The organism is Planococcus sp. S3-L1 (genome assembly GCF_030063085.1).
GTDB classification, from domain to species: domain Bacteria; phylum Bacillota; class Bacilli; order Bacillales_A; family Planococcaceae; genus Planococcus; species Planococcus kocurii.
On the sequence record NZ_JASISN010000003.1, the window covers coordinates 98,386 to 120,220 of the forward strand.

Sequence of the window (21,835 nt, forward strand, 5' to 3'; positions counted from 1 at the left end):
ACGATTGACTTTTACACGCAGAAAGACGCGTGTTGTCATATTTGCGGGTGGACCTCATTGGTCCATCCGCTTTTGTTTTGATCGGAACCCTGTAAACCGGTTCGGCCGGTTCACACATTTAAGCTATTCGCGACACTATCCGGAGGTGGATTACTATTAGCAAAGACATTAATGTAAATGACGGTATTCGTGCACGTGAGTTGCGAGTTATTGATCAAAACGGTGAACAACTTGGCATCAAAACACGTATCGAAGCACTTGAAATTGCAGCTCGTGTCAACTTGGATCTTGTTCTTGTGGCTCCTCAAGCTAAGCCGCCGGTTGCTCGGATCATGGATCATGGTAAATTCAAGTTTGAGCAGCAGAAGAAAGATCGTGAAATCCGTAAAAATCAGAAAGTGATTATCGTTAAAGAAGTGCGCTTAAGCCCTTCAATTGACGATCACGATTTCAACACGAAACTTCGCAACGCTATCAAGTTCCTTGAAAAAGGCGACAAAGTGAAAGCTTCTATTCGTTTTAAAGGCCGTGCAATTACGCACAAAGAAATTGGACAACGTGTACTTGAACGTTTCGCAGAAGCGTGCAAAGAAGTTGCAACAGTTGAGCAGCGCCCGAAAATGGATGGCCGCAGCATGTTCTTGATGCTTGCACCAGTCAACGAAAAAGAATAAGAGATCATTGTTTAGGAGGAATTCGAAATGCCGAAAATGAAAAGCCACAGCGGTGCATCAAAACGTTTCAAAAAAACGGGTACTGGTAAAGTAAGACGCCACAGCTCACACACTAGCCACTTATTCGCAAACAAATCTACAAAGCAAAAGCGTAAACTTCGTAAAGGGAAACTTGTTTCTTCAGGCGACTTAAAACGCATCAAATCATTAATCTATAACATGAAATAATAAAAGCTAAAACGCCCGTATAGATTGGACGGACATAAGGCGAAGAGCTGAAGCGGCGTTTTTTGCCGCACAGCCACTTTGACTTATGACCCCGAGAATCTGGGTGCTTGAGTCTAGACATGTAACAAAAAATCGAATTTTTTATATTCAGCAGGAGGTAATGTGATATGCCACGCGTAAAAGGTGGAACAGTGACGCGTCAGCGTCGTAAAAAGGTCATTAAATTAGCAAAAGGTTATTATGGTGCAAAGCACATCCTTTTCAAAGTAGCAAACCAACAGGTAATGAAGTCAGGTAACTATGCTTACCGTGACCGTCGCAACAAAAAACGTGATTTCCGTAGACTTTGGATCACGCGTATCAACGCAGCAGCACGTATGAACGAAATTTCATACAGCCGTCTTATGCACGGATTAAAAGTTGCTGGTATCGACATCAACCGCAAAATGCTAGCTGAAATCGCTGTATCTGATGCAGCTGCTTTCACATCATTAGTTGACCAAGCAAAAAAAGCAGTAACTAAGTAATTAAAAGCGAAAGTGCCTGTTAAGACCCGACAGGCTTAAGACAGACCACCGAAGCGGCGTTTTTTGTCGCACAGGTGGGCTGACTTAAGTCCCGAGGGTCTAGGCACTGCAGCTAGATAATAAAAGCGAAAGTGCCTGTTCAGTGTAGCCCATAGACATCACACAACTAGAAAACTGCAATGTACAGGCATCTAACGCTATAACAAAAAAGACTGACGAATTTTCGTCAGTCTTTTCTTATGGAGGAAAATCCGATGTTTTTGATTATTGTTGGTTATTTTGCAATTGTAACAACGATGGCTTTTGTTATGATGAAAGTCGATAAATCTCAAGCGCAGCGTCACGGTCAGCGAATTCCTGAAAAAAACTTGTGGACCGTCGCTATTTTTGGTGGCGGCATTGGGGCTTATTTGGGCATGATGGCATTTCGTCACAAAACGAAGCATACTAATTTTCGTGTTGGTTTTCTGATTTTGGCTCTACTTGATATTCTTATTTTGATGTGGAGTTATCAAACTTTTGTTAATGGGTGAGTCTCATGCTCATCCATTTTGCTTCATTAATTGCTCTATTGGATTTTTCCAACTTATGCGAGCTTCTGGATAATTCATCAAAATTTCTTTTTCTAGAAAATGAAAATCTGCTTTTGTGAATCCCTGTAATTGATCAGGTTTTTCGACCCACACAAAAATAGAGACGACTTCAAAAGAGTGTTCAGTTGTGCCTAAGTATTTTTCGCCTTCAAACAACACGCCACGAAGTGCGATAAAAAAGTTTTTTTGCACATTTTTCACATCGTCTAAAAAATAATAAGCACCCGATTCAAGTGCGTTATCGAGTTTTCTTTTAGGATCTACAACATAACGGATCAGTCGGTAAAATAAGTAGATAATTAATGCCAACACAACAAAGCGTATGAGAAAAGCCAAATGAATTACCCCCTGATTTACATAATCCTACTCATTACTATACGATTAGGAAGTAGTTTGGTTTCAAGATTGATTGAAAAAAGGAGAGGTTTTATGAAACTACATGAATTGTTTAAAATGCAGGAAGAACTAGATCGCTTTATTCAATCCAATCAAAAAATTAACGAAGATGTTTTTCGTAAAAAAGGCTTAGCTTTACTAGTAGAGTTAGCGGAACTGGCAAATGAAACGCGCTGCTTTAAATTTTGGAGCACAAAAGGTCCATCAAGTCGCGCAGTTATTTTAGAGGAATACGTCGATTCTATCCATTTTTTGCTGTCACTTGGTATTGAAAAGCATTTAAACACACTCGAAAATTGGCCAGATCCCATTAGTGAAACAGACTTGACCGAGTTGTTTTTGCGAACTCAAAAAGCCATTCAAGAATTCCTTAGAAATTATTCAATGTCTAATTTTATGGAAATTTGGAGCTGTTATGGCGGAATAGCGGTGGCATTAGAGTTTAGCTATGAGGAAGTGCTGGAAGCCTATATTCAGAAGAACCAAACCAACTACGACCGCCAAAACAACGGCTATTGATAGAACGAATGTTTTGATAATTGGTGGAGATTCCTTTACAATAAGTGAGCAATGAATTATTTAGGAGGTCGAAGGAATGACTAATTTGGATGAAACACAATTAATGCTAAAAGAGTTGACAGATGCGAACGCTATTCCAGGAAATGAGCGTCAATCGCGTGAAGTCATGAGAAAATACATAACACCATTCGCTGACTCGATTGAAACAGACGGTCTTGGCAGTTTGATTGCTAGAAAAGAAGGATTAGCTGACGGACCTAAAATTATGGTAGCAGGTCATTTGGATGAAGTTGGATTTATGATTTCGCAAATTGATGATAAAGGATTTTTAAAATTTCAAACAGTAGGTGGCTGGTGGTCACAAGTTATGCTAGCGCAGCGCGTGACAATTACAACACGAAGCGGTAAAGAAATCACAGGCGTAATTGGTTCAAAACCACCGCATATTCTTTCACTAGAAGCGCGTAAGAAGCCTGTTGAAATCAAAGATATGTTTATTGATATTGGTGCCTCTTCTCGTGAAGAAGCAAAAGAGTGGGGAGTCACACCAGGAGATATGGTCACTCCGTATTTTGAATTCACGGTGATGAACAACGAAAAATTATTAATGGCAAAAGCTTGGGATAATCGGATTGGTTGTGCGATTGCGATTGATGTTTTAAAAGGATTAAAAGGTGTCAATCACCCGAACGTCGTTTACGGTGTTGGAACAGTGCAAGAAGAAATCGGCTTGCGCGGAGCGAAAACGGCGACTGCGAAGATTCAACCAGATATCGGATTTGCAGTAGATGTAGGCATTGCAGGAGACACACCAGGCATTACGAGCAAAGAGTCGAACAGTAAAATGGGAGATGGCCCACAATTATTGCTTTTCGATGCTTCAATGGTATCTCACCGCGGCTTGCGCGAACTTGTGGTCGATACGGCTGAAGAAGCGGGCATTCCGTACCAATTTGAAACGATCGCAGGCGGCGGAACTGACGCTGGGTCCATTCACTTAACAGCAAACGGCGTTCCTGCACTTGCAATCGGCGTAGCTACTCGCTATATTCACTCGCACGCTGGAATCTTGCATCGCGATGATTACGAAAATGCAGTGAAATTAATCATCGAAGTGATCAAAAAGCTAGATAAAGATACCGTCGCGCGTATTACATTCGAATAAAATCCGGAAACCCTTCGCTTTGGCGAGGGGTTTCTTTGTTGTGCAAACAAAGTGATCTTTTGCGCAAATAAAGACTTTCTTGCCGCAAACAAACATTGAGGTAGCGCAAACAACAGCGTGTATACCGCAAACAACTAAAGGTTTTTCGCTTTTCGTTTACGAAAAGCATCCATTTAGAGATTTTCAGGTTTTTAAAAAAATGCTATACTCTATTTATTCTGATAGGAGGTGCTCTATGCACAAAAAAGAACTCGTTTTATTATCTCAAACAACGGCACTCGAAAGGTTATTATACCGGTTGCCAGAGCAGCATCCACAACGCCAATTTCTTCAAGTCGAATTGTACCGAAGCGCTGCTGGAGAACGAGGAGAAGCTAGACTGGTACGAAAGCTGGTTGAATTCAGCCCTGAAGAAAACTACCGCTTTTTGCAGAATGTTTGCTTATCACTTGGTGAGTGGAAAATTCAAATGGACGGATTGCTGCTAACAGAGCGTGGCGTGATTATTATTGAGTCGAAAAACATTAGTGGACGGCTACATTTCGATAATCAAACAGGCGAATTTGCTCGAACAGATGTAGAAGGCGTGCGAACCGTGATGGAAGATCCCGCGATTCAATTAAATAAACACATTCGCTTTTTAACGAAATTTTTCAAACTGCATAAAATCCAGTTGCCGGTCAAAGGAATTGTTGTATTCACATCCAAGCAATGTGAATTTATTACGAAACCGCAAACTACCGATGTTTGTAAAACTTATCAATTAATCGATTATTTATTCAACATACTCTCCTCTTTCCCCAACACAAATATCCGACCGAATTTAGTGAAAATCGATAAACTTCTTCAAAAACATCAAACTCCTTATAAGCGACTTCCTTTATGTCAGCTGTATGCTATAAATCCTGGCGAACTACAGACCGGTATTTTTTGCGATTCATGCAAAAGCCTGCGAATGGTTCGAAAAAAACGATGTGGCTGGATATGCGAATTGTGCCAATCGATAGATATAAATGCATTTGAAACGACGATTCGGGAATATTTTTCGCTCGTTCATAATCAGCTGAGCAATAAGATGTTGAGGCAGTATTGTAATATCGAATCGCCTTTTGTAGCGTCTCGCTTATTGTCGACTTTCGAATTTGACACAGCTGGTGCATTGCGCAATCGAACCTATCAGTTAAAGAATAAAGACTAGCTTTTCACTCAAGTGAGAAGCTTTTTTTGGTTTTGCAAACAACGTCTCGTCTTGCGCAAACAAAGTGCGAAATAATGTAAACAACCGATTTTATCGCGCAAACAAAGTCATTCAATCCGCAAATAAAGCATCTCTAGCTTCAAAAATGTACATAATAATTGACATGATGTTAAGTATAATATACATTATGTAATATAAACCGAACATAAAAGGGTGGATGAAGCAGATGCTTAAGAACCGAGTAAAAGAACTAAGAGCTCGTTACGGCTTTACCCAAAGCGATCTCGGCAAGCAAGTGGATGTCACGCGACAAACGATTGCTTTTATTGAAAAAGGGGAGTTTTCCCCTTCAATTACCTTAGCGTTAAAACTCGCAAAAGCTCTGCAGACGAACATCAACGACTTATTCTGGTTAGAGGAGGACGAAGGACATGAAAAATGATTTTCGTATGCAGTATCCATTGTGGATGATGGGATTTATCATGGTGTTAGGAATTTTCTTGTTCGGAGTCAATTCACCCGAAACGACTGAAATTGTCAATACAGAAATAGAACAAAGCATATTAGTTGAGTATGGCGTCGTTCAAGGATTTGTTATTGTAGGGTCAATCATTTTATACTTGATCATGTTGTTCATTTTTTACATGAAAATAAGACGCCATAACAAGCTGTATCCAACACAAAAAATTCCGTCTTTTGCAATTCGTCCACCTGAATATTTAGAACAAGATGAAGGCATGACACATATTACGCGCATTGCTTCTCAAAAAGTCTATACCTTTATGACTTGGAGTTTGCCAGCACTCGCAGTATTTGCAATGTTTTCGCCGCTGCCACGGATTTATACCGTGCTTGCCATTTTGGTAGTCGCGTTACTTCAATACGTCATTTACTACCGAGAAATTCGCGCGCATTTAAAGGAGGAAGATGAATGATCTACGAATATTTTCTCGTTTTTTTAGGAGCGGCCATTCCGTGGTTTGAAATTGCGTTGGTTATTCCGCTTGGCATTGTTTGGGGGTTATCCCCGTTTTGGGTGATGGTACTTGCATTTGTTGGAAATATGGTCACCGTCCTGGCATTAATTATTGGCTTTGACCGCTTCCAACTTTGGTACACAAAACGACAACAAGCAAAAGGTAAAGCCACTTCGAAAAAAAGTGAACGGGCCAAACGAATTTGGAACAAGTACGGTCTGCCAGGACTAGCGATGCTTGGACCTATTTTAATTGGTACACATATTGCAGCTTTTATCGGAATGACACTTGGTGCTACTAAAAAGAACACGACGGTTTGGCTGACGATCAGCATTGCTGCTTGGACATTAGCATTCGGTATTTTGACAGCGCTTGGATTTGATTTTTTTACGGCTTGAATAAATGAAGGTAAAGTTGCTTAGATCTCATTAATACGTGGCGAAAAATGTTGGTTCGTCAAAATATCTTGCATAAGTAAAGTGGCAATAGCTCGACATCGACTTCTAGGTGATTGCGCTTTTGGGTATGTTATACTGGTGTTATTCTGAAATAAAGGCGTGAAGCTATAATGAAAAGAATTGAATCTAACCAAAACTCGCTCGTCAAGCATTGGAAAAAGCTTGGAACGACACGAAAAGAACGCGATAAGTTTGCAGAATTCCTAGTCGAAGGCTTTCATTTGACAGAAGAAGCCTTGCGTAAAAAAGATCTTGTCAAATCATTGATTGTCCGCGAAGGCGTAGATATCCCAGCAGACTGGGATATTGAAGGCGTTCCTCATTATTCGGTCACGGCAGGAGTAGCGAAGGAAATTTCGGAAACTGAGCACACGCAGGGAATTTTCGCGCATTGTGCACAACCCGAATTTACAGAAGATGAGCAAAAAACATGGTCTAAGCTATTGATGATTGATGCTGTTCAAGATCCTGGCAATATCGGGACGATGATTCGGACAGCTTCAGCAAGCGGCATGGACGCAGTCATTCTTGGAAAAGGCTGTGCAGACCCTTACAACCCGAAAACGGTTCGATCTGCTCAAGGTTCACATTTTCAGATTCCTGTTGTTAAAGGCGAACTGATTGAATGGACAGCGCAAGCTAAAGCAAATGATATCCAAATCTTTGGAACAGCGCTTCATAACTCGACACCGGTTCACGAAGTTGAGACATGTGAAAAGTTTGCTTTACTTGTTGGCAATGAAGGCAGTGGCGTTGATGCTGTACTTTTGCAGCAAACCGATCAGAATTTGATGGTGCCGCTATATGGTAGCGCAGAATCACTGAATGTTGCAGTGGCGACAGGGATTCTTTTGTATAGCTTGGTTCCGAAAAACTAAGTTTGATAAAAGGCTAGAACTTTCGTATAATGAGAAAGTAAATAAGTAAAAGCGAAGAACGGGAAAAGTACGTTGCGCCCTTACATCACAGAGATTCTGCACCTTGACTGGAAGTGTAGATATGTAAACGCCTCAGAAGTTCACCCCGCGAGCTGCCCAACGGGACCAGTAGCAATACTGTAAAGATGGGCCGGTGAAGAGCCGTTATGTAAACAAGTGATTGCAATTTGCAATAACTAGGGTGGTACCGCGAATAATGCCTCGTCCCTTTTCTGGGACGGGGCTTTTTACTGTCTAAGGAGGAGAAAAAATGGAAGCACAATTGCAGGAATTGAAAACACAGGCACTCGAAAAAATTGCCACAGCGTCGACTGTTAAAGAACTGAATGATGTTCGTGTCGCGTATTTAGGGAAAAAAGGACCGATTACGGATTTATTAAAAGGCATGGGGAAACTCCCGGCTGAAGAGCGTCCGAAAATGGGAGCTTTGGTTAATGTGGTACGCGAGGAAGTTACAACGCAACTCGAAGAACGCATGGCCATCTTAGAAGAACAAGCGATCTATGAGAAGTTGCAAAGCGAAACAATTGATATTACATTACCAGGACGTCCCGTTAAAACAGGTAATGCACATCCACTGACGCGTGTAGTAGAAGAAATTGAAGACTTGTTTATTTCAATGGGTTACGAAGTAGCAGAAGGCCCGGAAGTAGAAAAAGATTACTACAATTTTGAAGCGTTGAATTTACCTAAAGGTCATCCAGCTCGTGATATGCAAGATTCTTTCTATATAACAGAAGATATTTTACTACGCACACATACATCACCAGTTCAAGCGCGGACAATGGAAGCAAAAGGCGGAGAGCCGATCAAAATCATTTGCCCGGGCAAAGTGTATCGCCGTGATAGTGATGACGCGACGCATTCACATCAATTCACACAAATTGAAGGATTGGTTATCGGCGAAGACATTCGCATGAGTGATTTAAAAGGAACGCTTTCAGTATTTGCTAAGAAAATGTTCGGCGATGATCGCGAAATTCGCCTTCGTCCAAGTTTTTTCCCGTTTACAGAGCCTTCTGTTGAAATGGATATTTCATGCTTTAAATGTGGCGGCAGTGGCTGTAACGTGTGTAAGAAAACAGGCTGGATTGAAATTCTAGGCGCTGGAATGGTGCATCCGAATGTACTTGAAATGGCTGGTTATGACTCCAAACGCCTAACTGGATTCGCTTTCGGTATGGGTCCAGAACGGATTGCGATGCTGAAATACGGCGTTGAAGATATTCGTCATTTCTACACAAACGATGTTCGCTTTTTATCTCAGTTCCAACGTACAGAACTTTAAGGAGGAAATAAAACATGCTCGTATCCATTAACTGGTTAAAAGACTATGTAAACACACAACAATTACCACCCGCTGAATTAGGTGAAAAAATAACGCGTTCAGGTATTGAAGTAGACGCAGTGATCGACCGGTCACACGGTATGACAAATGTCGTAGTGGGCTATGTTGAATCTTGTGTTAAACATCCTGAAGCTGATAAACTATCGATTTGTCAAGTAGATGTTGGCGGAGAAATGGCACAAATCATTTGCGGTGCACCGAACATTGCAGCTGGCCAAAAAGTAATCGTGGCACGTCCTGGAGCGAAACTTCCAGGTGACATCAACATCAAAAAAGCGAAACTTCGAGGAGAAGAATCGCATGGCATGATTTGTTCGTTGCAAGAACTCGGAATTGAAAGCAAGCTTGTGCCAAAAGCCTACGCTGAAGGCATTTATGTGCTGCCAGAAGATGCAAAAACCGGTTCTGATGTCATTGCAAATTTCGGTTTAGATGACACTGTATTAGAACTAGGACTGACACCAAACCGCGCAGACGCGATGAGCATGCTGGGCGTTGCTTATGAGGTAGGAGCTATTTTATCAGAAGAAATCAACCTGCCTGAGATTAGCTATACAGAAGCATCTGACACAGCAGCTTCGATACTATCCTTGTCAATCGATGCGCCTGAAGCCAACCCTTTGTATGTCGCAAAAGTCGTTCGCAACATTAAAGTTCAAGAGTCACCTATGTGGCTGCAACAACGCTTAATGGCAGCTGGTGTCCGTCCACATAATAACGTAGTTGATATTACAAACTATGTATTAATGGAATATGGTCAGCCGCTTCACGCATTTGACTATGATTTATTGGAAACAGGGAACATTACGGTTCGCCATGCTAAAGAAGGCGAAATGATTACCACTTTAGATGACGCGGAGCGAAAATTATCTAGCCGTCAATTAGTGATTACCAATGGAGAAAAACCGGTGGCGATTGCAGGGGTTATGGGCGGCGCTAACTCGGAAGTAAGCGAAACAACGACGACTGTTGTCATCGAATCTGCTTATTTTGAATCGGGTTCTATTCGTCAAACTTCTAAAGATCATGGCCTACGCAGTGATGCTAGTTCACGTTTTGAAAAAGGCGTCGATCCAAATCGTGTCATTCCAGCCGCAGAACGTGCAGCACAGTTGTTGTCCCAACTTGCGGGTGGCGAAGTATTAGCTGGCTCTGTCATATTCGATGAATTAAACAAAGAAGAGAAAATTGTTAAAGTGTCTCCAGATTTCATTAATAGCCGTCTGGGTATGAAGATTTCCTTTGAAGACATGTGGGATATTTTAAACCGCTTGAAATTTAACACAGAAGCAACGAATGGCCAACTGGTCATTTCTGTGCCAACACGTCGACAAGACATTCAAATTCCTGAAGACGTAGTCGAAGAAATTGCTCGTCTATACGGCTACGATGAAATTCCAGCAACATTACCAGAAGCTGAAACGACACCAGGTGGCTTGACTCCCTATCAGGCAAAACGCCGCATTGTTCGTTCGCTTATGGAAGGTGCTGGATTATTACAAGCGACGACGTATTCGTTAACTTCTGCAAAATCAGTAAAACAATTTGCTTTAGAAGAAACGGAAACAACGCGTCTTTTAATGCCGATGAGCGAAGAGCGTAGTTTGTTGCGTCAAAGCTTGTTGCCGCATTTGTTGGAATCTGTTACGTATAACACAGCAAGAAGAATGGATTCGGTCGCTTTGTATGAAACCGGTTCTGTTTTCCTTAAAGGTCAAGATGAGCTACTAAACGAGCAGGAACATTTAGCGGTCGCTATTACAGGTCTTTGGCTCGATCATAGCTGGCAAGGTGAGAAAAAGCCCGTCGACTTTTTCGTCTTGAAAGGTATTGTGGAGGGGCTTAGCGATAAACTTGGTGTTGAATTGACTTTTGAACGTGGCCAAATGGATGATTTGCATCCCGGAAGAACGGCCTTTATCATGCATAGCGGTCAGCGTATTGGTGTGATCGGTGAGTTGCATCCGTCTGAACAAAAAGCGCGCGACTTGAAAACTACGGTTGTCATGGAGTTGAACTTGGCTGTGTTGTTAAGTAAAGCAACAGAGGCACTTGTTTACACGCCAGTACCACGTTACCCGTCCATGTCACGTGACGTGGCGTTAGTTCTTTCTAAAGTGGTAGAAGCGGCAACGATTGAAACCGTCATCCGCAATGCAGGAGGCAAACTATTGAAAGACGTCCGCGTGTTCGACCTTTATGAAGGCGATAAGATGGAAGCAGGCAAAAAATCAGTAGCTTTCTCGTTAACTTACTTCGATCCAGAAAAAACATTAACGGATGAAGATGTTATCCGTGCACATGAAAAAGTATTAGCAGCTTTAACAGAAGCTGGAGCAGAGCTGAGAAGTTAACGGAATTTAATTGCAAGGTTAAAAAGGGGCTGTCCCAAAGGTCATGAACAATGACTTTTGGGTACAGCTCCTTTTCCGAGTTAAAGAACAGAATGATATCCATTGTGACGGATGTTTTCCGCGGGCATAGCTTCAACCGATTCGTCTTCAGTACCATCATCCATTTTGAAGCTAAAACAAAAGATTATTTCCGTAAAATGAAAGTAAAGACTAAAGCAGCTCTTGAGGATGAATCTGTAACCCAACTTTACAGCAGACGCAAAATAGATGTAGAAAGTGTGTTCGCTCCTATTAAACGCAATTGGTTGTTCAAAAGATTTCACCTCTAGGACTTCAAAAAGTAAACGTCGAGTTCGAGATTATGGGATAGCACTTTTTTAAGAACTTTTAAATTGGATATCTACCTTATAAAAATAATAAGCTTCATTAAATGTTAAGTGTAAATTTACTTGTGCCTCTTATCAGCTATTGCAACAGCTTTCCCCGTATTCGCAAAATGCACCTTCGTCAACCCTTTCAAATACGCCTCACCATGCTTCAATAAAATCTTCGCCGCTGCTTCATCCACGATTTTTCCAGCGCCTTTTGGCAAAGTCATACCCGCGTCTTGACTCATTCGGTCCATCTCTTCAAGAAATGCAACGCGAGCGATAATCGACGCACAGGCAACTGAAACGTGAAGACCTTCTGCTTTCGTGGAAAACAAGACGTTCTCACGAATGATTTCTGGTTCTTCCTTAATGTGCTTATAATAGATGCCGCGTTCTGCAAATTGATCGATTAAGATAAAGTTTGGTTTTTCGGGTGCAATCTCGTTTAGAACATATTTGAGTGCTTGGTTGTGCAACAAGGCTTTGATTTTTCCTTGTGACCAGCCTTGGCTTTGGACTTTGTTGTATTTATCATTTTTTAAAGTTAGCACTTTATGTGCAAATGTTGCTCTAAGGTCGGGGGCAACTTGGCGCATCCAGTCATCGGTCAGTTGTTTCGAATCTTTCACACCGAGTTCACGTGCAAGTTCAACTTTGTCGGCCGGTACGTAACACGCCGCGACGGTAATTGGTCCGAAAAAATCACCGGTGCCCGTTTCGTCAGATCCGAGAACCGAAAGTTGGGCAAAACCGTCAGGAAGTTTGTCTCCTTTGGTTGAGACGATTTTGTCAGCTGCAGGGGCAATTCCCCATTTTGCTGCTTCTCGTGCAGCTCCATTCCCTTGAAACATGACTTTTCCAGAGGTGTAAACAGTCACGACGGTATCGGAGATTTTAGCGCTAAAGCGAGCATATGGATTTTTGGAAATGATCTTGTTTTTCTCGTAATGAGCAATCACTTTGAGAAGACTGTCTTCTGTAAGTTTTAGAACGACGTTTGACATGAGTGGGTCACCTTTCTTTGATTCACAATCAGCTTGTGTTCATGGTATGATGGGTAAAGAATTCCAAAGGGGGATATTGCATTGTCAGAGCAACATAAAATTCACACGGTCGTTGACATCTATGGCAACACCTATAAAATGGTTGGTACTGAAACGTCCGGTCATATGCGCTTAGTTGCATCGATTGTCGATAGCCGCATGCGAGAAATTAATGCGTTGAATCCATCATTGGATCAAGCAAAGCTTGCCGTCTTAACTGCATCAAATGCGGTACATGACTATCTTAAACTGAAAGAGCAAGTTGAACAATTAGAAAATGAATTGAAAAAACTGAAGGGTTGACGTGAATGCTTGATATACTATTAGTCATCTTACTGGTCGGTGGTATCATCGTGGGCGCAAAAAGAGGGTTTATTGTCCAGTTGATTCATATGATCGGGTTTGTTGTTGCACTAGTCGCGGCTTATAAATACTATAAACCACTGTCCGAATACTTTGTGTTGTGGATTCCCTATCCAGCGATAAATGAAAACTCTCAGTTCACGCTAGTAGTGGATCAATTAGACTTGGATCAAACTTTTTATCAATTATTAGCCTTTGCACTTATTTTCTTTGTTGTGAAGTTCGCATTGCAACTGGTTGCATCGATGTTTGATTTTTTAAAGTTCTTACCAGTACTTGGATTTTTCAGCAAAATTCTTGGTGCGATTTTAGGGTTTATCGAAGCTTACATACTGTTGTTTATTTTCATCTATGTGTTCGCGCTGCTTCCGCTTGATGTGGTGCAGAACCAATTAGAGAATTCAGGATTAGCTCAATCCATGATTGAGAATACGCCTTATTTTTCTGAGAAAGTAAAAGAATGGTGGTATATTTATCTATAGTAGGAACTTCTCTCTTACGAGGGAAGTTTTTTTAATCGAAACGAGGAGGGCTTTTGGTGAATAAGAAAATTATCATCAGAACACTTGAAAAAATTGCATTATACATGGAACTTAAAGGGGAAAACCCATTTAAAGTATCGGCATTCCGAAAAGCCGCTCAAGCGCTTGAACTCGATCAGCGCAGTTTGGACGAAATCGAAGATGTCACCAAATTAAAAGGTATTGGAAAAGGAACCGGAGACGTTATACTCGAACTAATAAATGACAATAAGTCAACCGTTCTCGAAGAGCTTCAAGAAGAAGTGCCAAAAGGGCTGATTCCAATGATGAAACTTCAAGGATTAGGTGGTAAGAAAATTGCCAAACTTTACAAAGAATTGGGCATTGATTCGATGGAAACCTTGAAGGTAGCTTGCTTAAATGAAGAAATCCAGAAACTTCCAGGATTTGGTCCGAAATCAGAAGAAAAGATACTCAAAGAGATCAATGACTTTGAAACCAAGCCGGATCGTCAGCCAATTTGGAAAACGGAAGAAACCGTGGCGTTTATTCAAGATGTTTTAACATCAATTGCCGAAGTTACTGAGTTTTCAGTAGCCGGAAGTTTTCGCCGGACGAAAGAAACAAGTAAAGATATCGACTTTATTATCGCAACCGCTGAACCTGCGCTCGTGAAAGAGCAATTACTTGCGGCTTTACCTGTAAAGGAAACGATTGCATCAGGAGATACGAAAGTTTCAGTAACTGTGGAAGTGTTAGAACCGATTGATGTAGATTTTCGTTTAGTCGCGCCTGAAGAATTTGTCACAGCGCTGCACCACTTTACCGGATCGAAAGACCATAACGTGAAGATGCGTCAACTGGCCAAGTCGCAAAACAAGAAAATTAGTGAATACGGTGTCGAGCAGGAAGACGGAACGGTCACTACGTTTGCATCTGAAACAGAATTTTTTGCCCATTTTGGTTTGCCGTTTATACCGCCATCGGTGCGTGAAGATGGCCGTGAACTCGATCGTTTAGATGAATTGCCAGAATTAGTAACGATTGAAGACATTAAAGGCGATTTGCACATGCATACCACTTGGTCAGATGGTGCCAACTCCTTAACAGAAATGATTAAGGCGTGTGTCGCGAAATCCTATCAATTTATGGTTATTACCGATCATTCGCAGTATTTGAAAGTGGCGAATGGCCTAACCCCTGAACGACTAACAGAGCAACACGCCTTAATTCGTGAAACGAATAAAAAATACCTGGAAATCGAAGTGTTTTCTGGAACAGAAATGGATATCTTGCCAGACGCTAGCTTGGATTTTGATGATGACATGCTGAGCCAGTTAGACTTTGTCATTGCCAGCATCCATTCAAGTTTCCAGCAACCACAAGAACAAATCATGGAACGGATTTTAACGGCTATGAAAAACCCAAATGTTCACATGATTGCACATCCGACTGGTAGAATTGTCGGCCAGCGTGATGGCTATAATCCGAATGTTGAACAAATCCTCGATTGGGCAAAAGAATACGGCAAAATTGTTGAATTGAATGCCAGTCCGTACCGTTTAGATCTTGCTGTTCCTTATCTTGTACTGGCTCAAGAAAAAGGAGTTCCTGTCGCAATCAACACAGATGCTCATGCCATTGAAGGATTGGAAGTCATGGAAACCGGCGTTAAGCATGCCCAAAAAGCCTGGCTGAAAAAAGACACGGTCGTCAATACGTGGTCACTTGAAAAATTCAAAGAATTTATCAACAAATCAAAATAACAAATGATCCAGACACTTGCAGAAGAACGATATAGAACCATTTATTTTATAGCCAAAGTTAGGAGGTTCTTACATGATCGCAGAACGCGCATTAAGAACACTTGAATTTTACAAAATCCGCGATGAAGTGGCACGTTACTGTACGTCTTCACTTGGAAAAGCCCATGTGGATAATCTGTTGCCATCCACAGATATCAATGAAGTTAATCGCTTACTTGAACAAATGGACGAAGGCGCACAAGTACTGCGTGTTAAAAACAATGTGCCGATGGGGGGGATTTTTGACATTCGCCTTCACGCACGAAGAGCACAAATTGGTGGCAGTCTAAGTCCAATGGAACTAATGGAAGTGTCATCGACTGTTCGTGCGAGCCGCATCTTGCGTCAGTTTTTCGAAACCATTCAAGAAGAAGCAGTAGTGCAGATTCCACATTTCCTAGAGAAAAAAGAATCCATGCCCATCCTGACAGCTCTTGAACACGCCATTAATATTTGTATTGATGACAATGGTGGGGTATTGGATAGTGCGAGCACAGAGCTACGGACTATTCGACAGCAATTGCGTACACAAGAAAGTCGTGTCCGTGAGCGTTTAGAAAGTTTGGTGCGTGGCAAAAATGCTTCAAAAATGCTGTCGGATTCGATTGTAACGATACGCAATGACCGTTTTGTCATTCCGGTCAAGCAAGAATACCGCAGCCATTACGGAGGCATTGTACATGACCAATCTTCATCAGGACAGACCTTATTTATCGAACCAGATGCAGTCGTCCAAGCAAATAATGAAGTGCGTCGTCTGAAGATGAAAGAAAAAGAAGAAATCGATCGTATTTTGCTGATGTTGTCAGCACAGGTCCAAGAAGTGGCGCATGAACTCTTCTTATTAGTTGATGTACTCGGTGAAATCGATTTAATTTTAGCAAAAGCAAAATACGGCTCAGCTCATCGAGGTACCAAGCCGACGATGAACACAGAAGGCTATATTAATTTGCGAAAAGCGCGACATCCGTTAATTCCAAAAGACGAAGTCGTACCAAACGATATCGAATTTGGTAGAGACATAACAGCGATCGTCATCACCGGCCCCAATACAGGCGGTAAAACAGTGACGTTAAAGACGGTTGGGTTATCGACGTTGATGGCACAATCTGGTTTGCCGGTACCGGCTCTTGATGGTTCAGAACTTGCGGTATTCGATCAAATTTTTGCCGATATCGGCGATGAACAATCAATCGAGCAAAGCTTGAGTACGTTTTCTTCGCATATGGTGAATATTGTTGATATTTTGACCAAGTTCGATGAAAATTCACTGGTGATTTTTGATGAACTGGGAGCGGGTACAGACCCTCAAGAAGGAGCAGCGCTAGCAATATCACTATTAGATGAGGTCCATGGCAGAGGCGCGCGTGTTATTGCGACAACGCATTACCCGGAACTAAAAGCTTATGGTTATAATCGTCCCGGTGTAGCGAATGCCAGTGTAGAGTTTGACGTGGAGACATTGAGTCCGACTTACCGGTTATTAATTGGAGTACCAGGTCGGAGTAATGCCTTTGAAATTTCAAAACGTCTTGGATTGCCAGATCACATCATTAGCCATGCGAAGAGCTTTACAGGAACAGATAGCAAAGCAGTTGACTCGATGATTGCATCTCTTGAGAAGAGTCGTCGACAAGCAGAACAAGACGCAGAACAAACGCAAGAAGTCTTACTAGAATCTGAGCAATTGAAAAAAGAATTAGCCAAGCAATTAGCAGAATACGAGCAACAAAAAGAACGGCTAGAAGAAAAAGCCAAAGAAAAAGCGCGGAAAATTGTTGACCAAGCAAGAGCAGAAGCGGAAGCTGTCATAACGGACTTGCGCAAAATGCAGCTTAATCAAGGTTCGTCGGTAAAAGAGCACGAACTGATCCATGCGAAAAAGCGGCTTGAAGAAGCGATGCCTCAAAACCGAATTTTGAAAAAAGCAGCAAAAGACAATGCAGAAAAACCGTTAAAACCAAATGACGAAGTTAAAGTCATTTCCTTCGGTCAAAAAGGAACCTTAGTTGAAAAAGTATCGAAAAATGAATGGATTGTTCAAATTGGTATTTTGAAAATGAAATTGCCTGAGTCAGACCTGTCTTATACAAAACCCGAAAAGCAAAAAGAAACCCGAACGATGGCAACCTTAAAAGACCGTGACAGTCACATCAAAATGGAGCTAGACTTACGTGGTGAACGTTATGAGGATGCACTTGCACGTGTTGAAAAATACTTGGACGATGCGTTATTATCAAATTACCACCAAGTATCAATTATTCACGGAAAAGGAACAGGTGCGCTGCGTCAAGGAGTCCAGCAATACTTGAAAAAACATTCACGTGTAAAAAGCTATCGTTTTGGCGAAGCGGGAGAAGGCGGCTCTGGTGTGACCGTCGCCGAATTAAAGTAAGTTTCTAAAAAGGGGAATAACAAATGACAGAGACAGGGTTTTGGACACACCCGCTAGTCGAATCAGCTGGCTATTTTAGTGTGGTAGTATTGTGCTTGATCGTCGCAATGGTAATTTTCGAAATGGTGACCAAGTACAATAATTGGGAACAAATCAAAAAAGGTAACCTAGCAGTGGCAATGGCTACAGGTGGCAAGATTTTTGGGGTCACCAACATCTTCCGCTTTTCCATCGAACAGCATAATTCGTTAGTTGAAATGGTGGGCTGGGGTCTGTTTGGTTTTACCTTGTTGATCTTTGCTTATATTTTGTTTGAGTTTTTGACACCTAAATTTAAAGTAGATGATGAAATTGAACGGGATAATCGTTCTGTCGGCTTTATTTCAATGACCATTTCGGTTGGCTTGTCGTTTGTCATCGGAGCTAGTATTCAATAGGAGTTGGATGTTGTGGAAAATCTTATTAAAATTTTGTTTGTTTTCTGTGCGATTTTTATTATTGTCGGAATTATTTTCCTGTTCGTTTTTTAATGGACAGTGCCAGCCTTGGAGCTGGCTTTTTTATATGGATGAAAAGTTCGCAAGTAGAGCTAGTTATCGACAGGTGTGAGCTGTTTCGAATGGAGCTGCTCTAGTGAAAGATACTCAAAAAGATTGAGTTGGTCATTAGCAAAATTAGTCTTTACTCAGAAGTCCTAAAATAAAGTTTGAAAGCGTTCTCAATCTTCTTTATAATCAAAAGTAGGAATATTCGCGCGATTCTAATACAAATTAGGAGGTCAAAAGAATGACTGAAAAGCCCTGGCTTGCACATTATCCACCAGAAGTGCCCCATACACTGACTTACCCAAGCATGCCGGTACAGGAATATTTAACAAAGGCTTATGAGAAGTACCCACAAAAAGTAGCAATCCATTTTATGGGGAAAGAACTTTCTTATGAAGAACTTTATCAGTCTTCTATGAAGTTCGCTAACTATCTTCAAAAATTAGGCATTAAAAAAGGCGATAGAGTATCGATTATGCTGCCCAATTGTCCGCAGGCGGTCATTAGTTTTTATGGGATCCTTTATGCGGGTGGCGTCGTCGTGATGACCAATCCGTTATATACCGAGCGCGAAATCGCTTATCAAATGAAAGATTCAGGTGCACGAGCCATCATTGGATTAGATATTTTATTCCCACGGATTTCAAAAGTATTAAAAGAAACAGATCTAGAAAATGTCATTGTCACCGGGATTAAAGATTATCTGGCATTTCCTAAAAATTTAGTTTATCCATTTATCCAGAAAAAGCAGTACGGCATGACCGTTAAAGTGGAACATCGAGGCATTAATCATTTGTTCACTGAAATTATGAAAACCGCACAATCAACTGTCGTGAAACCACCTTTCGATTTTGAAGAAGACCTTGCCTTGTTGCAGTATACAGGAGGTACGACGGGCTCTCCGAAAGGGGTCATGTTAACGCATAAAAACATCATTTCCAACGCAACCATGTGTGATAGCTGGCTGTATAAATGTAAAAAAGGAGAAGAAACCATTATGGGAATCATCCCGTTATTCCATGTATATGGTTTGACGACGGTCATGATTTTATCTGTTATGCTTGGTGACAAAATGGTGCTGCTACCAAAATTCGATCCAGAAACAGCATTGAAAACCATCAGCAAGCAAAAACCTACCTTATTCCCAGGAGCACCAACGATTTATATTGGATTGATGAATCATCCGGATATTGAAAAATACGATCTTTCTTCTATTGAAGCTTGCTTGAGCGGTTCGGCTCCACTGCCAGCAGAAGTGCAAGAGAAGTTTGAAAAACTAACAGGAGGCAAGCTAGTCGAAGGTTACGGATTGACGGAAACTGCCCCAGTTACTCATTCAAACTTAGTTTGGGGAGAACGAACAAAAGGTTCGATTGGTTTACCGTATCCAGATACAGATAGTAAAATTTTTCAGTCAGGTACATTAAATCCGGTTCCTAACGGCGAAATTGGAGAAATTGCGATTAAAGGTCCTCAAGTGATGAAGGGCTATTGGAACAAACCGGAAGAGACGGCTGCAACAATCGTCGACGGCTGGTTATTGACTGGAGATCTTGGCTACATGGATGATAAAGGTCATTTCTTTATCGTGGATCGTAAAAAAGACATGATCATCGCTGGTGGCTTTAATATTTATCCGCGTGAAATCGAAGAAGTATTATATGAGCATGAAGCGATTCAAGAATGCGTCGTAGCTGGTATACCAGATCCGTATCGTGGAGAAACAGTAAAAGCATACATCGTGCTAAAAGAAGGCTATACTGTAACAGAAGAAGAACTCAATACGCATTGCAGAGAAAACTTAGCTGCATTTAAAGTGCCGCGCATTTACGAATTCCGCAAAGAATTACCGAAAACAGCAGTTGGTAAAATATTACGAAGATCGTTAGTGGATGAAGAAGTCGCTAAACAGAACGAAGCAGTTCCGTCATAAGAACTCGCCCATTTCAAACTAGCAATCTGCTGAGTCAGTAAATAGGATAAAAACTTGACACTCTAGTGAATAAACGATAATATGAAAATATGAATGAATCGCCATTCATATTTTCATATTTTTTTGGGTGGTGACAGTATGGTAAAAAAAGACAAGCCAAAGTATAAGCAGATTATCAATGCGGCGGTTATTGTGATTGCTGAAAATGGCTATCATCAAGCGCAAGTTTCGAAAATAGCCAAACAAGCAGGCGTTGCTGACGGAACGATTTATTTGTATTTTAAAAACAAAGAAGACATTCTCATCTCTGTATTTCAAGAGAAAATGGGTATTTTCGTCAGTAAGCTAGAAGAAATCATCTCGCGTGAGTTGACTGCATCAACTAAACTGGGGTTAATGATTACGAGTCATTTCGAGTTATTAGCGAGCGACATTCACTTAGCTATTGTGACGCAACTTGAATTGCGCCAATCAAATCACGATCTCCGCCTTAAAATCAATAATGTGCTTCGAGAATATTTAAAGCTAATGGACAAGATTCTCATAAAAGGAATGGAAGATGGAGAATTTGACATTGAAATGGATATTCGTTTAGCGAGACAGATGGTTTTTGGTACAATGGATGAGACCATCACAACATGGGTCATGAATGATCATAAATATGATTTAGTCGAACTCGCGCCACAAGTTCATCGTTTGCTGCTAAAAGGTATGCAAGCTTAAAGAAAGGGGCTCATTGGATGGAATTTATTAGTTGGAAAAAAGAAGATGGAGTTGCCATCGCGACGATTAATCGTCCACCGGCAAACGCACTGTCGCGTTCACTTATTTTGGAAGTCGATGAATTGTTAAACCAAGTAGAAAATGATGAGGAAGTTCGCGTCATTGTTTTGCACGGAGAAGGCAGATTCTTTTCTGCAGGAGCCGATATTAAAGAATTCACACAAGTATCTTCAGGAGAAGAATTTTCAAAATTGTCAGCGAGTGGTCAGGAAGTTTTTGAACGTGTTGAAACGTTCCATAAGCCAGTTATCGCCGCGATCCACGGAGCTGCTTTGGGCGGTGGATTGGAATTGGCAATGAGTTGTCACATGCGATTTGTTACTGAAAATGCTAAACTAGGATTACCGGAGCTTCAATTAGGATTGATTCCGGGGTTTGCTGGAACGCAGCGTTTGCCTAGGTATGTAGGCGCAGCAAAAGCAGCTGAAATGTTATTAACGAGTGATCCGATCTCAGGAACGGAAGCAGCGCAATATGGCTTGGCTAACCGTGCCTATCCAGAAGAAGACCTTCTTTCGGAAACGCTTACAATTGCCCGTAAAATTGCGAAGAAAAGTCCGGTTTCTGTAAAAGCAGCTATCCAAATGTTGCAATATACAAAACCTGCTTCGTATCACGAAGGAGTCAATGCAGAAGCACAATCTTTTGGTACAGTTTTTGTTTCAGAAGATGCTAAAGAAGGAATTCAAGCATTTTTGGAAAAACGGGAAGCGCAATTTAAAGGGAAATAATACTTGGGA

At 41.4% G+C, this 21,835-nt stretch carries 23 protein-coding genes and 2 other annotated features (1 of these 25 cut by a window edge); of the genes, 21 read left to right on the top strand and 2 right to left on the bottom strand.

What is annotated here, in order from left to right:
• Window positions 1-84 (top strand) — a sequence feature (ribosomal protein L20 leader region) (it extends 57 nt beyond the left edge of the window).
• 83 nt (window positions 85-167) lie between these two features.
• The 4 genes from infC (at window position 168) to QMF37_RS04465 (ending at window position 1,962) form a co-directional block, all read left to right on the top strand.
• A complete protein-coding gene (infC, locus tag QMF37_RS04450) occupies window positions 168-674 on the top strand; it encodes a translation initiation factor IF-3 (protein WP_038703546.1) in 507 nt (168 codons plus the stop codon).
• A gap of 27 nt (window positions 675-701) precedes the next feature.
• Window positions 702-902, top strand: a complete 201-nt coding sequence (gene rpmI, locus QMF37_RS04455; RefSeq protein WP_008432253.1) for a 50S ribosomal protein L35 — start codon at window positions 702-704, stop codon at window positions 900-902.
• Between the two features lie 167 nt (window positions 903-1,069).
• Window positions 1,070-1,429 (top strand): 50S ribosomal protein L20, encoded by a 360-nt coding sequence (gene rplT / locus QMF37_RS04460; RefSeq protein ID WP_058385705.1) that lies wholly within the window; start codon window positions 1,070-1,072, stop codon window positions 1,427-1,429.
• A 254-nt stretch (window positions 1,430-1,683) separates the two neighbouring features.
• Window positions 1,684-1,962, top strand: coding sequence for a DUF1294 domain-containing protein (locus tag QMF37_RS04465; protein WP_283476811.1), 279 nt, complete (start codon window positions 1,684-1,686; stop codon window positions 1,960-1,962).
• Window positions 1,963-1,971: 9 nt separating this feature from the next.
• On the opposite strand, the gene QMF37_RS04470 is transcribed toward QMF37_RS04465, so the two are convergent.
• The gene (locus tag QMF37_RS04470) at window positions 1,972-2,358 is read right to left on the bottom strand and encodes a sigma-w pathway protein ysdB (RefSeq protein ID WP_283476813.1); all 387 of its coding nucleotides are present in this window, start codon (window positions 2,356-2,358) and stop codon (window positions 1,972-1,974) included.
• A 93-nt stretch (window positions 2,359-2,451) separates the two neighbouring features.
• Between QMF37_RS04470 and QMF37_RS04475 the strand changes: the two genes are divergently transcribed.
• The 9 genes from QMF37_RS04475 (at window position 2,452) to pheT (ending at window position 11,375) form a co-directional block, all read left to right on the top strand.
• On the top strand, window positions 2,452-2,937 hold the full coding sequence (locus tag QMF37_RS04475) for a dUTP diphosphatase (RefSeq protein ID WP_058385703.1): 486 nt from the start codon (window positions 2,452-2,454) through the stop codon (window positions 2,935-2,937).
• A 76-nt stretch (window positions 2,938-3,013) separates the two neighbouring features.
• Window positions 3,014-4,102, top strand: coding sequence for a M42 family metallopeptidase (locus QMF37_RS04480; protein ID WP_058385702.1), 1,089 nt, complete (start codon window positions 3,014-3,016; stop codon window positions 4,100-4,102).
• A gap of 235 nt (window positions 4,103-4,337) precedes the next feature.
• Complete coding sequence (locus tag QMF37_RS04485) at window positions 4,338-5,300, top strand: nuclease-related domain-containing protein (protein WP_283476816.1); 963 nt, start codon at window positions 4,338-4,340, stop codon at window positions 5,298-5,300.
• 226 nt (window positions 5,301-5,526) lie between these two features.
• Window positions 5,527-5,742: a helix-turn-helix transcriptional regulator gene (locus QMF37_RS04490; protein WP_078080306.1), complete on the top strand. Its 216-nt coding sequence runs from the start codon at window positions 5,527-5,529 to the stop codon at window positions 5,740-5,742.
• A complete protein-coding gene (locus QMF37_RS04495) occupies window positions 5,732-6,235 on the top strand; it encodes a hypothetical protein (RefSeq protein ID WP_071153199.1) in 504 nt (167 codons plus the stop codon). Before QMF37_RS04490 ends, QMF37_RS04495 begins: the two co-directional genes overlap by 11 nt.
• Entirely contained in the window at window positions 6,232-6,675 is a 444-nt protein-coding gene (locus QMF37_RS04500) for a small multi-drug export protein (RefSeq protein ID WP_283476820.1), read from the top strand. Before QMF37_RS04495 ends, QMF37_RS04500 begins: the two co-directional genes overlap by 4 nt.
• Before the next feature lie 170 nt (window positions 6,676-6,845).
• The gene (locus QMF37_RS04505; protein ID WP_071153201.1) at window positions 6,846-7,613 is read left to right on the top strand and encodes a TrmH family RNA methyltransferase; all 768 of its coding nucleotides are present in this window, start codon (window positions 6,846-6,848) and stop codon (window positions 7,611-7,613) included.
• Window positions 7,614-7,658: 45 nt separating this feature from the next.
• Window positions 7,659-7,885, top strand: a binding site (T-box leader).
• A gap of 38 nt (window positions 7,886-7,923) precedes the next feature.
• Window positions 7,924-8,961: a phenylalanine--tRNA ligase subunit alpha gene (pheS, locus tag QMF37_RS04510; protein ID WP_058385695.1), complete on the top strand. Its 1,038-nt coding sequence runs from the start codon at window positions 7,924-7,926 to the stop codon at window positions 8,959-8,961.
• Window positions 8,962-8,975: 14 nt separating this feature from the next.
• Window positions 8,976-11,375, top strand: a complete 2,400-nt coding sequence (pheT, locus tag QMF37_RS04515; RefSeq protein ID WP_283476824.1) for a phenylalanine--tRNA ligase subunit beta — start codon at window positions 8,976-8,978, stop codon at window positions 11,373-11,375.
• A 445-nt stretch (window positions 11,376-11,820) separates the two neighbouring features.
• Here pheT and rnhC read toward each other — a convergent pair whose 3' ends face one another.
• On the bottom strand, window positions 11,821-12,750 hold the full coding sequence (rnhC, locus tag QMF37_RS04520) for a ribonuclease HIII (RefSeq protein ID WP_283476826.1): 930 nt from the start codon (window positions 12,748-12,750) through the stop codon (window positions 11,821-11,823).
• 81 nt (window positions 12,751-12,831) lie between these two features.
• Between rnhC and zapA the strand changes: the two genes are divergently transcribed.
• The 8 genes from zapA (at window position 12,832) to QMF37_RS04560 (ending at window position 21,826) form a co-directional block, all read left to right on the top strand.
• Window positions 12,832-13,092: a cell division protein ZapA gene (gene zapA, locus QMF37_RS04525; RefSeq protein WP_058385691.1), complete on the top strand. Its 261-nt coding sequence runs from the start codon at window positions 12,832-12,834 to the stop codon at window positions 13,090-13,092.
• A 5-nt stretch (window positions 13,093-13,097) separates the two neighbouring features.
• A complete protein-coding gene (locus QMF37_RS04530; protein WP_283476828.1) occupies window positions 13,098-13,634 on the top strand; it encodes a CvpA family protein in 537 nt (178 codons plus the stop codon).
• Between the two features lie 56 nt (window positions 13,635-13,690).
• The gene (gene polX, locus QMF37_RS04535) at window positions 13,691-15,400 is read left to right on the top strand and encodes a DNA polymerase/3'-5' exonuclease PolX (RefSeq protein ID WP_283476830.1); all 1,710 of its coding nucleotides are present in this window, start codon (window positions 13,691-13,693) and stop codon (window positions 15,398-15,400) included.
• A 73-nt stretch (window positions 15,401-15,473) separates the two neighbouring features.
• Window positions 15,474-17,834 (top strand): endonuclease MutS2, encoded by a 2,361-nt coding sequence (locus tag QMF37_RS04540; protein ID WP_149456310.1) that lies wholly within the window; start codon window positions 15,474-15,476, stop codon window positions 17,832-17,834.
• A gap of 23 nt (window positions 17,835-17,857) precedes the next feature.
• Window positions 17,858-18,271 carry a DUF350 domain-containing protein gene (locus QMF37_RS04545; RefSeq protein WP_058385687.1) on the top strand — a complete coding sequence of 138 codons (414 nt, stop codon included), beginning with the start codon at window positions 17,858-17,860 and terminating at the stop codon, window positions 18,269-18,271.
• 349 nt (window positions 18,272-18,620) lie between these two features.
• The gene (locus QMF37_RS04550; protein ID WP_283476833.1) at window positions 18,621-20,312 is read left to right on the top strand and encodes a long-chain-fatty-acid--CoA ligase; all 1,692 of its coding nucleotides are present in this window, start codon (window positions 18,621-18,623) and stop codon (window positions 20,310-20,312) included.
• A 138-nt stretch (window positions 20,313-20,450) separates the two neighbouring features.
• A complete protein-coding gene (locus tag QMF37_RS04555; RefSeq protein WP_058385685.1) occupies window positions 20,451-21,035 on the top strand; it encodes a TetR/AcrR family transcriptional regulator in 585 nt (194 codons plus the stop codon).
• Window positions 21,036-21,052: 17 nt separating this feature from the next.
• Window positions 21,053-21,826: an enoyl-CoA hydratase gene (locus QMF37_RS04560; RefSeq protein WP_071153207.1), complete on the top strand. Its 774-nt coding sequence runs from the start codon at window positions 21,053-21,055 to the stop codon at window positions 21,824-21,826.
• The last annotated feature ends 9 nt before the right edge of the window (window positions 21,827-21,835 follow it).